Source organism: Sulfoacidibacillus ferrooxidans, assembly GCF_022606465.1.
Lineage (GTDB): Bacteria > Bacillota > Bacilli > Alicyclobacillales > SLC66 > Sulfoacidibacillus > Sulfoacidibacillus ferrooxidans.
The window spans coordinates 49507-63933 of sequence record NZ_JALBUF010000007.1; the positions used below are offsets into that span (position 1 = coordinate 49507).

The 14427-nt window shown below is 38.0% G+C and carries 13 protein-coding genes; 11 read left to right on the forward strand and 2 right to left on the reverse strand.

The features are described 5' to 3' along the window. The first annotated feature begins 55 nt into the window (after window positions 1–55). The 3 genes from MM817_RS11065 (at window position 56) to MM817_RS11075 (ending at window position 5457) form a co-directional block, all read left to right on the forward strand. Complete coding sequence (locus tag MM817_RS11065) at window positions 56–2260, forward strand: EAL domain-containing protein (protein ID WP_241714922.1); 2205 nt, start codon at window positions 56–58, stop codon at window positions 2258–2260. A gap of 229 nt (window positions 2261–2489) precedes the next feature. Further along, on the forward strand, window positions 2490–4091 hold the full coding sequence (locus MM817_RS11070; RefSeq protein WP_241714932.1) for an APC family permease: 1602 nt from the start codon (window positions 2490–2492) through the stop codon (window positions 4089–4091). A gap of 163 nt (window positions 4092–4254) precedes the next feature. Continuing rightward, window positions 4255–5457: an MFS transporter gene (locus tag MM817_RS11075; RefSeq protein ID WP_241714934.1), complete on the forward strand. Its 1203-nt coding sequence runs from the start codon at window positions 4255–4257 to the stop codon at window positions 5455–5457. A 200-nt stretch (window positions 5458–5657) separates the two neighbouring features. Here the strand turns inward: MM817_RS11075 and MM817_RS11080 are convergent, their stop codons facing one another. Further along, window positions 5658–5843 (reverse strand): hypothetical protein, encoded by a 186-nt coding sequence (locus tag MM817_RS11080; protein ID WP_241714936.1) that lies wholly within the window; start codon window positions 5841–5843, stop codon window positions 5658–5660. A gap of 250 nt (window positions 5844–6093) precedes the next feature. On the opposite strand from MM817_RS11080, the gene MM817_RS11085 reads away from it, so the two are divergent. The 8 genes from MM817_RS11085 (at window position 6094) to MM817_RS11120 (ending at window position 13535) form a co-directional block, all read left to right on the forward strand. Next, on the forward strand, window positions 6094–6429 hold the full coding sequence (locus MM817_RS11085) for an urease subunit gamma (RefSeq protein ID WP_241715186.1): 336 nt from the start codon (window positions 6094–6096) through the stop codon (window positions 6427–6429). After that, complete coding sequence (gene ureC / locus MM817_RS11090) at window positions 6429–8486, forward strand: urease subunit alpha (RefSeq protein ID WP_241714938.1); 2058 nt, start codon at window positions 6429–6431, stop codon at window positions 8484–8486. The genes MM817_RS11085 and ureC overlap by 1 nt, the downstream gene beginning before the upstream one ends. Before the next feature lie 19 nt (window positions 8487–8505). Beyond that, window positions 8506–9234: an urease accessory protein UreF gene (locus MM817_RS11095; RefSeq protein ID WP_241714940.1), complete on the forward strand. Its 729-nt coding sequence runs from the start codon at window positions 8506–8508 to the stop codon at window positions 9232–9234. A 34-nt stretch (window positions 9235–9268) separates the two neighbouring features. After that, on the forward strand, window positions 9269–9946 hold the full coding sequence (ureG, locus tag MM817_RS11100; protein ID WP_241714942.1) for an urease accessory protein UreG: 678 nt from the start codon (window positions 9269–9271) through the stop codon (window positions 9944–9946). A 50-nt stretch (window positions 9947–9996) separates the two neighbouring features. After that, a complete protein-coding gene (locus tag MM817_RS11105) occupies window positions 9997–10752 on the forward strand; it encodes an urease accessory protein UreD (protein ID WP_241714945.1) in 756 nt (251 codons plus the stop codon). 85 nt (window positions 10753–10837) lie between these two features. Then, on the forward strand, window positions 10838–11896 hold the full coding sequence (locus MM817_RS11110; RefSeq protein WP_241715188.1) for a nitric oxide synthase oxygenase: 1059 nt from the start codon (window positions 10838–10840) through the stop codon (window positions 11894–11896). Window positions 11897–11989: 93 nt separating this feature from the next. Then, window positions 11990–13024: a glycoside hydrolase family 5 protein gene (locus MM817_RS11115; protein WP_241714946.1), complete on the forward strand. Its 1035-nt coding sequence runs from the start codon at window positions 11990–11992 to the stop codon at window positions 13022–13024. 121 nt (window positions 13025–13145) lie between these two features. Beyond that, window positions 13146–13535 carry a hypothetical protein gene (locus tag MM817_RS11120; protein ID WP_241714948.1) on the forward strand — a complete coding sequence of 130 codons (390 nt, stop codon included), beginning with the start codon at window positions 13146–13148 and terminating at the stop codon, window positions 13533–13535. Between the two features lie 107 nt (window positions 13536–13642). On the opposite strand, the gene MM817_RS11125 is transcribed toward MM817_RS11120, so the two are convergent. Beyond that, on the reverse strand, window positions 13643–14422 hold the full coding sequence (locus tag MM817_RS11125) for an ABC transporter permease (RefSeq protein WP_241714958.1): 780 nt from the start codon (window positions 14420–14422) through the stop codon (window positions 13643–13645). Window positions 14423–14427 lie beyond the last annotated feature (5 nt).

Sequence of the window (14427 nt, forward strand, 5' to 3'; positions counted from 1 at the left end):
AAGATCATAATGGAGGTGTACTTTTTCCATGATTAAAAAAATAAAAGAGTACTTTATGTCAAGCCAATATGAAGCTTCTCATGTCAATGGACAACAGGTAGTAGCTACTCAAGATTTATCTGACATCATCAATGAACCCTCTCTTGATGAAAAGAGATTAATGAAGATGATAGATAGTTCATCTGATGTATTTGCGATTTTTTCAAATACCCTTGAAATCACTTACATTAGTTCTTCGATTCGAAATGTATTAGGTTATCGGCTGAGTGATTTGCGGTTTTCAATGTGGGATATCGTACATGCTGATGATGTAGAGAGTTTGCAAGAGAAGATGCGTGAAGTTCATCAATTATCTGAAACATATGTAAGCATCGATGTACGTATGAAGCACCAGAACGGAGAATGGTGTCATTGTTCCATTACATTTAGACAGTTAAGTGATGAACCTGGGATGGTTATCGCTACTTTACGAGATGTAACAGATATTAAACGTGTACAAAATTTGATGGTGCATCAATCTTACTATGATTATATAACGGGTTTGCCAAACAGAAAAAAATTTGTAGAAGACTTACAACTTATGGTTCATCGCGTGAAAGAAACAAATGTCAATATGGCAGTTATGCGTTTAGATATAGACCATTTCAAAAAGATTAATGACACATTGGGGCATATGATTGGAGATAAATTATTAAAGGCATTGACTCATCGACTACGCGCTGCTGTTTCAAATGACATCTATTTTTATCGGTTAAGTGGGGATGAATTTTCATTTATTTTAATAGATTATACCCATGCAACTTTTGTCTTAGAAACAGCGGATAAGATTACGGAATCCTTTAAATCATCATTTGAAATTGATGAGTTCAATCTGTTTGTTACAGCAAGCATTGGCATCTCTCTATATCCAGATGATGGACAAGATAGTGACACATTGTTTAAAAATGCAGGAATGGCACTCTCTAGAACAAAAGAAAGTAATAAAAACACGTATAATTTTTATACAGCGTCTTTAAATACACAATCATATAAACGGTTTTTTCTATCAAATGACTTTCGTAATGCAATGCAAAAAAACCAGTTTGTTCTCTATTATCAACCACGTGTCGATGGACGAAATGGTCGTATTGTAGGAGCAGAAGCATTGATTCGTTGGGAGCATGAAGAATGGGGACTTGTATCCCCAGACGACTTCATATCTATTGCAGAAGAAAATGGACTGATAACTCCTCTTGGTGAATGGGTATTGAGAACTGCTTGTTTCAAATTAAAAGAATGGTTGGATAAAGGATTGCATGTAAGACTCTCTGTCAACTTTTCTATTCACCAGTTTTTGCATAGTGATATTGTGGATACAGTCAAGCGAATTGTACAAGAAACAAAAGTTGATGTGAATTTTTTGGAAATTGAAATTACAGAATCTAGTCTGTTGCCAAGCGGGTTAGTTGTATACCATGCTGTGAAGGAATTACGGGCAATGGGAATTCAAGTACTTTTTGATGATTTTGGGACAGGTTACTCATCATTAAGTTGGTTGAATCAACTAGAATTAGACGGATTAAAAATTGATAAGTCTTTTATTCAAAAAATATCAGATAATTCGACTACGTTAGAGATTGTTCGTTCCATTATTAAACTTGCTCATGGATTAAATCTTAGTGTTATTGCAGAAGGTGTTGAATCATCTCATGAATGGGATTTATTGCGTGAAGAACAGTGCGATGAAATTCAAGGTTATCTGTTTAGTCGACCATTGCCAGCGGATCAATTTGATCAACTTTTAATCAACGAAGTGATGAAAGTAACAGAAGTCAGCAACTACAATGACCAAGTGAATCGAAGACAATATTTTAGAGTGACCCCGAATTATCCCATAATTGCAACGATGACAGTATCCTCAATTAGAGGACGTTTATTGCACATTGGTTATTCAGAAGTGTTAATTCACGATATTGGTGCAGGAGGACTTTCTTTTATCTCTAATTTACGCTTTGCGTCGATTAGTGAAGTTGTTCTTCGATTTAAAGTTTGTGTGGTGAATAGGTACGTGGACTGCGATGGGAAAATTGTGTGGAGCAATGAATTAGCAGGAGGAATTTTTCAGTATGGTATTCAATTTATTATGTCTGAAAGTAGTCGTGAACATTTAATACAAGATTTAAACGAATTAACCATTCAATTAAAAATAAAGAAAGACAAAATAGGTGAGATGAAATTTTTTACTGAAAATATTGAAACATTTTTTACGTCTTATATGTAACCAAAGTAATCTTCTTTTGATTGCATAGGTAATGAAGAGCAACTACTTTTTGCATGTGAAGTGTCTCATGCAAAAAGTAGTTGTATTTTATTGAAATTAAATAACGGAGTAAAAATTAAATTTTATTTTCATTATGTTATATTACATAACTTATTATGTTATATAATATATACATGTCATTAAATATAACGTTATAATGACATGTATAATAGAAAGGGGAATACATTGGATGAATGCTGGTTTTAAAAAAGATTTATCATTACTAGATTTAATTATGGCATCTCTTGGCGGCATTATTGGTTCAGGGTGGCTTTTTGGTGCGCTCTATGCAGCGCAAGATGCAGGTCCGGCCTCTATTGTTTCATGGATTATTGGGGGTATTGCAGTTCTTTTAATTGGTCTGGTTTATGCAGAATTAGGAGGGATGTTACCGGAATCCGGGTCTATAGCGCGTTATCCGCATTATAGTCATGGACATGTCACTAGCTTTATCATGGGATGGGCTGCTTGGATTGCTTACTCTTCCGTTCCGGCAGTTGAAGCTGAAGGTGTCATGCAGTACGCATCACACTGGTTACCAGGACTTTGGAATGCGCAAACTAGTTTATTAACATCTATGGGGCTTTTATTGGCGGCTATTCTCATGTTTGGATTTTTCTTAGTCAATTATTTTGGAGTTCGCTATTTTGCTAAAGTAAATACATCGATTACCTTTGTGAAATTCATTATGCCTGCTGCTACGATTATTATTTTTCTATTTTCCGGGCTTCATTGGGGCAATTTCTCACAGGTTGGAGGATTTTCACCGGAAGGAACTTCTGGAATTTTAGTTGCCGTGGCTACTTCGGGAGTTATTTTTGCTTATTTAGGCTTTAGGCAAGCAGTTGATTTATCAGGAGAAGCTCGCAATCCCCAACGCGATGTTCCACTAGCTCTTCTCATTTCTATTTTTATAGGAATTGGCCTTTATGTGTTGCTCCAACTCGTATTCATTGCAGGTATTGCTCCTAAAGATTTAATGAAAGGTTGGCCATCGCTTTCATTTAATGCGCCTTTTGCTCAGTTAGCTGTTAGTTTGAATTTGGGCTGGCTTGCAGTGTTGCTTTATGCTGATGCTATTATTTCACCTGCAGGTACGGGTAACGTCTATATTGCTTCCACTACACGAGTTCTCTATGCGTTAGCGAACAATGGATATTTCCCGAAACCATTGGCTAAAATTGACGCCAAAACAGGAATTCCTGTTATTTCATTAGTAACTGCTTTTGTACTAGGGCTCATTTTCCTGCTTCCATTTCCATCATGGCAATCGCTTGTCGGTTTAGTTTCCTCCGCCACAGTATTTACTTATATCATTGGTCCTGTATCGTTAGCTGTTTTTAGGAAAACTACGCCTACCGCACAACGTCCTTATCGATTAAAAGGTTCATCAATTATTGCTCCTTTGGCTTTTGTGATTGGATCTTTAATTATTTACTGGACAGGTTGGGCAACTGATTCTAAGCTCTTGGTTGCTATACTCATTGGGGTTATCTTGTACGCTATTTTCTCACTCATCATGCCTGATCATATTCGTAGGCCCGATGGGCAATCTATGAAAGCTGGTATTTGGCTCATCATATACTTACTTGCAATGCTGGCATTTACTTATGCAGGATCGACAAAACTAGGAGAATTGCAAAATTGGATTCACTATCCTTGGGATATGGTGACTGTAGCAATAGTATCGTTTGGATTTTATTATTGGGGAGTGCATAGTGGCTATCATACAGCTGATGTTGAGGAGGCACTTGAAAATATCGAACAAACAAAACAGGCTGGGGCTATTTAGTAAGTAATCTTTTACAACATTTCTTTTGCAACCCGAGGGTAATAACCTCGGGTATTTTTGTATGAAGTCATTCATACATCCGTTAAATGATTCGACAACACTATCTATTGCATGTACTATAGTTCATGATTCGTGGAAATGTTGAAGAAAAGTGAGGGTACACATGTTTGGTTTTAAAGGTATTATTCTACCGAAAGGAGTCTGGGCTCTTATCATTATAAATATGATGATGTCAATCATTTTTAATTTCACTAGTATTTTTATCAACCTATTTTTGTGGAACCAAGGGCAAAATATTTTCAGTGTAAGTTTATTTAATCTTTCCAGTGTAGCTCTATTATTTGTTTCTTATCTCGTTGGATCCTATTTTTTATATCAACGAAGCATTCGTTTTGTCTTAGTGATGAGTTGCATATTTGCTGGTTTCTCTTTCTTTGCTCTATATCTATCACACGGTCAAGCAAAAGAATGGATGATTATTTTCGTTGGAGCCATGTCTGGGATCACACAAGGGTTATTTTGGTCAGCCAATAACTCTGCATTGTACCGTTTTTTAAAATCAGAGCAATATGCCGATTATTTCTCTGTCAACACAGTAATTGCTCAAGCCGTAACCATTCTTGTCCCTTTATTTTCATCATTAATTATTTTTGAACTTACGTTTCATGTAGCGTTTTTATTTATGCTTATTTTTGTGATATTGGGGTTACTGTCTACTTTGAGGTTACCCAATGTATCTATGCATCAGTCTTTGTATCAGGATATTGGATTTAAAAAGACTTTTTCTAAGCCAGGAACAAAATGGTCAATCGGAGCCATCTTTTCATCTGGATTCATCAATCAATTTTTAGCCCTGTTTTCAATGGTATTTATTTTTAATATTACTAACCAGGTTGGTATGGTAGCACTTTTAAATGTTGGTTATTCGATTGTTTCTTTAGGCGGATTATTCTTATATCGACGATATCATATCAGTCAAAACAAATGGTTAATTATAGGTGTTTTACTTATTTTTTCTAGTTATATAATGGCGCTTTATGACCAACTGACTTTGGGGATATTGGTGGTTTTATTCATGAGGTTAGGTAGCCTGTTTTTTTCCGCGTCTTCTAGTCGTCAACGCTATCGAGTCCTTATGCAAGGAGATATCATATGGCGAACTAAGATGGGCATGTGGTTGGAAATCCCTTTAGTACTTGCACGAAGTTCAGTTCTAATAGTAGCATTGTATGTGCATGAAGTGAAGGATGGCGCTTTTCTGTTGTTGATCATTCTATCTAGTTTAGCCATGTTGCTTATACCGTTTTTTCAAACTCGTTCTATCGCTGAATATGAAGCAGTATACGGAGTAGGCGCTGGTTTATAAAATAAGGAAATTTTATTTGTCGCTACTCTTACACATATCATGACAATGAACATCTAGGCTGCAACATAGGGAACAAATATGTCCCTGATGAAACGGACAGCTACTCATATCAAGAACTTCATAAGCAAAACAACAGCTGAAACATGTGATCGTTTCTTCAATAATTGAAATCAAAGAAGCTATTAACATAGATCCAAATCCTACTGGATTAAAACGATAGAGATGTGCTCTTTTAAATTCAATATAAGAAGGGCTAATTTAATGACAAGATCTGCTACAACGGAACCAACCCACGCCACTGCCACGTTAGAATAAAATCCAAGGATCATGTTTAAAAATCCAAATACTCCAAATTCCATAAGACCTAGTGCAATGCCGACGTTCAAAAATAACCATACCACATATAAAACTTAAAATTAAGCATGTCAACTATAATGACATAGATCTGTTAATAATTAGCGAGATGGTCAAGGTATGACGTTTATTGTTTGAGGACTTTTCATGTAATGTTTTTTTACATTTCGTGTTGACAGAACACTAAAAAGATTGTTATAAATAGTTAAAATATAAACAATACAACATGAGTAGTCTTAACGACTAACCTCCATATGGCTCATGAGTGAATGGATGAATGACATGCATCTTACAGAACGGGAACAAGACAAACTCTTATTAGTTGTAGCAGCTGATCTTAGTCGTCGTCGAAAAGAACGTGGATTGAAACTAAATTATCCTGAAACAATCGCGTTGATTTCTTATGAAATACTAGAAGGAGCACGCGATGGAAAGTCTGTTGTTGAGTTAATGCAGTACGGAGCTACTATTATTAATGAAGAAGATGTACAAGAAGGAATTTCGGATATGATCGAAGAGATTCAAGTGGAAGCAACTTTTGCAGATGGAACTAAGTTAGTTACAGTGCATCATCCAATTCGTCCGAAGAGACATGCAGATGAAAGAGAGGATCAGTGATGAAGCCAGGTGCTTATGATTTGCGATCCGATCCAATTTTGATTAATCAAGGACGACACACAACCACAGTTTACGTAACGAATACAGGAGATCGTCCGGTCCAGATAGGATCACATTATCATTTTTATGAGGTAAACCCCATGCTCATTTTTGAACGTGACATGGCTATCGGCATGCGCCTCAATATTCCTGCAGGTACTGCCATAAGGTTTGAACCTGGAGAGGAAAAACCTGTGTCGCTCACTGAATATGGTGGTGAGCAGTTGATATTCGGTCATAGGGGAATGACCAATCATTCTGTTAAAGAAAGATTGTCCCGTTCGAATAACCCAATCTCAAATGGGGTTTCCGTTTCGCGAGAAACATATGCTGCTATGTATGGTCCGACTACTGGTGATCGCATTCGTTTAGGCGATACAGAACTATGGATTCAAATTGAACGAGATTATGCAGTGTATGGAGATGAATGCAAGTTTGGTGGAGGGAAAGTCATTCGTGATGGCATGGGACAATCTGCGAGGGCTAAGCGAGCTGATGGAACACCAGATGTCGTCATTACTAATGCGATCATCATCGACCATTGGGGAATTATAAAGGCGGATATTGGTATTCGTGATGGGAAAATCATTGGGATTGGTAAGGCTGGTAACCCTGATACAATGAGCGGAGTTTCTCCTCATCTAATTATTGGTGCTGCAACGGATATTATTGCTGGAGAAGGTCTCATTGTAACGGCGGGTGGAATTGATGCACATATTCATTTTATTAGTCCGCAACAAATTGAAACTGCTTTGACTTCAGGTATAACTACGATGATTGGTGGAGGTACTGGGCCATCGACTGGTACCAATGCAACTACCTGCACACCAGGTGCGTTTTACATCGAAAGAATGTTAGAAGCAGCGGAAGCTTTCCCGATGAATATTGGTTTTTTAGGAAAGGGGAATGCTTCAAACGAAGAAGTTTTAGTAGAACAAATACGTGCTGGTGCGATTGGGTTAAAACTTCATGAAGATTGGGGAACGACTCCTTCAACCATTGATATGTGCTTACAGGTAGCCGATCAATATGACATTCAAGTAGCTATTCATACTGATACTTTGAATGAAGCAGGTTTTGTTGAAGAGACAAAACGAGCAATCGGAGGACGAGTTATTCATACCTATCACACGGAAGGTGCAGGCGGTGGACATGCGCCTGATATCATGCGACTTGCAGGAGAGGCGAATGTTCTTCCCTCTTCCACCAATCCAACAAGGCCACTCACTGTAAACACCATTGATGAGCACTTGGATATGTTAATGGTATGCCATCATTTGGATAGTCGCATTCCAGAAGACGTTGCATTTGCTGATTCTCGTATCCGTCCTGAGACGATTGCCGCTGAAGATGTTCTACATGATCTTGGTGTACTCAGTATGATTAGTTCTGATTCACAAGCCATGGGACGTGTAGGTGAAGTAATTACAAGAACGTGGCAAACTGCACACAAGATGAAAATACAAAGAGGATTTTTAGAGCAAGACAACGTGGCTCATGATAACTTTCGAGTAAAGCGTTACATAGCCAAATACACGATTAATCCAGCCATTACGCACGGTATTTCAGAGTATGTGGGATCATTAGAAGTTGGAAAATGGGCTGATCTTGTACTATGGAAGCCTGCCTTCTTCGGAGTAAAACCCGAAATGATTCTCAAAGGAGGGATTATCGCTCATTCTGTCATGGGTGATCCCAATGCTTCCATTCCTACGCCTCAACCTGTATTATATAGGCCCATGTTTGGATCCTTTGGAATAGCTACGAGTCAGGGTTCTATGACTTTCCTTTCAGGTATTGCAATTGAACAAGGAGTTCATCATCGACTAGGTTTACAAAAGTTGTGTGTCGCAGTCAGTCGATGTCGAACCATAGGCAAAAAGGACATGATTCACAACGATGGTTTGCCTGAAATTACAGTGAATCCCGAAACGTACGAAGTGCGTGTCGATGGGGAGCTAGCTACATGTGAGCCTGTAACTATACTACCATTAGCGCAAAGATATTATTTATTTTAATGAGGGGAGATAGAACTTTATGGATCAAGCGATGCTTCCTTTATTACAGTTAGCAGACTCCAGTTTTCCTACAGGTGCCTTCTCTCATTCGTTTGGATTAGAAACAGCATTGTCTGAAGGTACAATTACTAGTGCAAGTGACTTACACGCTTGGTTAGAAGGTTTCATTGTAGGAAGTTTTGCGACTATGGAAGCATCAGCTGTATATTTCTCTCACTCTTTACTATCTGATCACATTCAAGACTGGAATGAGATTGAGTATATTGATACATGGAAAGAACCTATAACATTATTAGATCTACGTATGACATTATCGAAATTAGCAAGAGAATCTCGTATTGGAAGTGTAAAAATTGGTCGACAATATGTACGAATGGGCATGCAATTGTATCCTGATGCTCATTTACAGATCTATGATCAATTGATTCAATCTGGATCATGTTTTGGAAATGCAGCGATCGCTCATGGTTGGGTATGTTCTTATTTGGGGGTATCTGCAGAAACGGCAATATTGACACATCTGTATACATCAGTAAATGCACTTATTCAAAATGCAGTACGTGCTGCGCCCATAGGTCAGACGCAAGGTCAGCATATTTTGTCGAGTTTATTTTTGCATATGGAACAAGTAACTAGCCATACAATTGCACAACCACCGGCTTTTCTTCATCTTGCCAATGCAGCTATCTTGCATGAAATTCAAGCTATGCGCCATGAAACACTATACTCGCGATTATTTATGTCTTGATGACTTTCAATAGAATAAAGGGGGTTTACTAATCATGTGTGAAGGAACTAATCATCATCATCATCACGATTGGGTAGTACAACAGTTTCCAGGGAATCGGCCGTTTCGGATAGGCATTGGCGGCCCAGTGGGCTCAGGAAAAACGGCACTCGTAGAACGACTTTGTGCTCATTTAACTGAGCGTTATAGTGTGGCCGTTATAACAAATGACATCTATACGAAAGAAGACGCACTGATTCTTGCTCATACAGGGGTACTTGAACAAGATCGAATCATCGGTGTTGAAACAGGTGGGTGTCCTCATACAGCTATTCGCGAAGACGCATCAATGAATTTGGAAGCTATTTCTGAATTAGAATCTCGTTTTCCTGACCTTGACTTGATCTTTCTTGAAAGTGGTGGTGATAATCTTGCTGCAGCATTTAGCCCTGAGTTAGTGGATGTATTTATTTACGTCATTGATGTAGCTCAAGGTGAGAAGATCCCACGTAAAGGTGGCCCTGGTATTATGAGATCGGATATGCTCGTCATTAATAAGATCGATTTAGCAGAATTTGTGCGTGCTAGTCTCCATGTAATGGAGAGTGACACCAAAAAGATGAGGGGAGAACGGCCATACGTAATGACTAATCTCTATAAAGAGACCGGTGTAGGGACATTGGTTGATTGGCTTGTGGCACGTGTAGAATCTGGTAAACAACTCTCATCGTGAATGGATATTGGGAAGGTATCGTAGAAAAGTGTAATGGCCGTTCGAGCTTGATGAGTTCTTCACAAAAGGCACCGTTAAAAATAGCTAAGCCGTTTGCGCGATCAGATGGGGGGCTGACTATTTATTTAATGGATGCATCCCCAGGCTTATTTGGTGGAGATCTTCAGACCATTATCTGTCGCATTGGATGTAATAGCAGTCTTTATCTGACAAACCAATCATCCTGTAAAATTCATCCATCACATACACAAGAGTTAAGTCTTCAGATGCAAACGTTCTACATTGAAAATGGGGCGTTGTTTGAATATATACCTGAACCGATTGTACCATATGAAGGGAGTAGATATGAGGGAGCAACTACTCTTTACATGCAAACGGGTGGTAGTGCCATTATTGGTGAAATACTTACACCTGGACGCATTGGGAGAGGAGAGGTTTTTTTATTTCGAAAATTTCAAAGCACATTTTCAGTGTACTGGGATGAACAGTGCATGGTATGGGACACGCTTGTTATAGAGCCAATGCGCATATCAAATCGTTTAATCATGGGAACTTTTACTCATGTGGGTACTCTGTATGTTTTATCAGAAATGATGAACGAGTCACATGTAGTTGCCATTCGAAAAGTACTTGATTCTATTGTGGGAATAGATGTTTATGCTGGTTGTAGTGCTTTACAAAAGAATGGCATGATTGTCCGAATGTTAGGCAATCATGCTTGGCGATTACAAGAGGTTATGCGAGAATGCCACATGCATATTCGCAAAATAATTTTTGGACTGGAAGCCATTGATATTCGTAAATAAATATTCATTATGTTTAGTTCCTAACTTAGAGTACAATGTACACAAGACGAAGTCAGTTGGGCAGAATTGAAAGGAACAATTGAAGATGCAACTTTACGAGGAAGCTAAGGAGTTCATTATGACTTGCTATGATGAACTTGGTAAAAGTCTGGACGAAACTACATATAGATTAACTCTGATAAAGGATGCTATTGAACGAGAAGGAACTTATGAACTTACATATGAAGAGCTGGAACATGGGGCAAGAATGGCTTGGAGAAATAATAATCGATGCATAGGACGTTTATTTTGGCAATCACTCAAAGTATTTGATGAGCGAAAATTACTAACTACTAATGATATAGCATCTGCACTATATCGACATATCGAGTATGCAACTAATTTTGGCAGAATACGTCCTACAATTACTGTATTTCATTCAAAAGTGCGTGTATGGAATCATCAACTGATACGCTATGCAGGATATGAATCTGAGCTTTGCGTCATTGGAGATCCCCAATCTGTGCCGTTTACTCGTGTTTGTGAGGATTTAGGGTGGAAGGGGAAAGGCACACCGTTTGATGTACTACCATTAGTGATACAAGTTAATGAAGAGCCACCCCAATGGTTTTCCATCCCTGAATCATTGGTTTTGGAAATCAATATTATTCATCCGGATATACCATCTTTTCAATCATTGGGACTTAAATGGTACTCTGTCCCGATGATAGCTGATATGACATTGGATATAGGTGGGCTAATCTTTCAAGCAGCACCATTCAATGGATGGTATATGGAAACGGAAATTGGTGCTCGTAATTTAGCGGATTCAAATCGTTATAACATGTTACCAAAAGTTGCGTCTCTTTTAGGTCTCAATATGAAAACAGAGGCATCCTTATGGAAAGATAGAGCTTTACTTGAATTAAACACTGCTGTTTTGTATTCATTTAAGGAACAAGGTGTGATGATCGTTGATCATCACACTGCTGCGAAGCAGTTTGAACGGTTTGAACAGATGGAAAAAGATGAGGAACGTAAAGTTACAGGAGATTGGACTTGGCTAATTCCTCCTGTATCCCCTGCAACCACTCATATATTTCATAGCCATTATGACAATGTAGTTGTTAAGCCTAACTACTTTTCGCAAAAAAATCCTTTTTGAACAACCTCTTATTGATAACATCTTCGCACAAGATAGATCATAGATGTTCTTTTGTTAGACTGTTTGTTTTATTTTTTGGAGGTGAATAATCACATGAGAACATACTCATTTAAGGCAGGAGTTAATTTAGGCGGATGGTTATCACAATTTCAAAAATACAGTGCTAAGCATTTTGATACATTTATTACAGAAGTAGATATCAAAAGGATTGCAGATTGGGGAATGGATCATATACGACTGCCTATCGATTATGCATTGCTCGAAGATGACAATTGTCTGGGAGTGTATAAAGAAGAAGGTTATTTTTATATTGACCAGTGTTTAGATTGGTGTAGAACGCAGGGTCTCGGTGTGATTTTGGATTTACATCGAGCACCAGGGTATAGCTTTAACACGCTTGATGTAAACTCGCTTTTTTCAAACCCGTTCATACAAGAACGATATGTGCATCTTTGGGAATCCATTGTTTCAAGATACCGCACACTCGATGATCAACTGCAAGTTGAATTACTTAATGAAGTAGTTGAACCAACGAGTGAACGTTGGAATCGACTTGCGCATAAGACTATTGAAGCCATTCGTCGTATAGATCCTAATCGATATATAATTTTTGGAGGTAATCATTACAATTCAATTGATCAATTATCTACTATCGAACTTGTATCTAATGATGATCGGATCATTTATACATTTCACTTTTATAAGCCACATCTCTTTACACATCAAGGTGCATCTTGGGATAAAATAACTCGTGAATATCAAACTTCACTTTACTATCCTGGTGATTTCAGAGAGGTTGAAGAATATGCTAGAATGCATCCTGAATATAGTTCCCAATTACAGGATTTGCCGAAGTATATTGACATATCCTATCTTCATGGTCTGATACAGCCTGCTATTGATTTTACATTGCAAACCGGAAAACCGCTCTACTGTGGTGAATATGGCGTAATTGATTTGGCACCTCTAGCGAGCAGGATCGCATGGCATCGGGATTTTGTAGGTATATTGCAGGAATTAAAGATCGGGCGTTCCTGTTGGTCGTACAAAGAGATGAATTTTGGACTCGTCAATCAAAATGGCATTGTCGTACATGAGGAACTCGTGAACATTGTAAGTCAGCGGTAAATACCACTATGAATTTGTCCTATTGTTTACGACGGTCAAAAAATTGAGATCACTTTCGTAATCTAATAGGGTAAGGATACGCGACTTCGAATGAACTTCTCACTATACAAGGAGGACCGACATGATGGAAAACCAATACCGTTTGGTAAAAGTGACTCAATCGGACGGCCCAAGCCATGAACAATCAGATCATGTACATGATAACGATTATGGCCAGAGAGAGTTTAGTAAGAATGAACATTCGCAGAAGCACCATCCTGTTCTTTGGCTGCTAGGTATTTTGGCCGTTGTATTCATTGTAGCTGTAGCAATATGGATGAATAGTGTATCTTCATCTTTGGGCCATACCAACCAAATTGTTACAAGTAATGCTACTCAACTTTCTCATGTATCTAATCAATTAACAAGTATTCAAGTGTGGATCCGTGCGATTTCACAGCAATTGAACCAGTTACAAAATGAAATAAGCAACATTGCAACCATTGCACTAAGTCATTTGAATCATCACTAATGCAAAAATGCTCCTTGAATGAGAATCATTATTTGTAAAGTATTCAAAGAACGAGCACGACATACTGTAGTGACGTGCTCGTTCTTTGAATTCACACCACCGATATACTAATAATGACCAAGCATTCCTTTTCTTCGTGCATAGGTTGATGCGCGAAGAAAAACCAACATACCAATCGTTAACCAAAGTGATGCATTGATTAAACTCCAAAATAGCCAATCACCATGTGTGAATAATGGCGAATGGTTAATCATCATTTGCTTTAATAAACCTATCATGGGCGCTAAAGGTATGATAATTGCAATATTTTTCTCTACACCAGGTAACTGTGTAAATGGAGTCATCACCATAAATAGAAAGATAAACTGAAGAAGATTTAAAAAATTGTTGGTTCGTTTAAATATGATCGTGATACTTGCTACTAAATAGCCGAGTCCACTAGCCGCAATCGACGACAGAATCAATGGAACAATGTCTAGCCAAGAAAAGTGAAGATGGCGCCCTGTTAAATAGGTAATCACTAAAAGAACAATCAGCGTCATCCCTAAGTTGATCAATAAATTAGCGATTAATCGTAAAAACAAGACCGTTTTGGCTGAAACGCGATTTAGATAAAGCTGCTCTAATGTTCCATTTTGTGCTTCATTAGAAATGGACCAACCCATATCTCCAATGACAGTAAGTAGTAAGGAAAAAAGAGCATAACTTACGACAATATCACTCAATCGATTTCCAAATACGCTATTACCTGAAATATAGGCTGCTCCTAAAAATAATCCATAAAATAGAATGATCATAATTGCAACAGAACTGATAAATTCAGTTGGGTAACGTCTAAACTCAATGAAAATACGGCGAAATTCAGCCTGAAATGCATGCCATATCAAGGTTC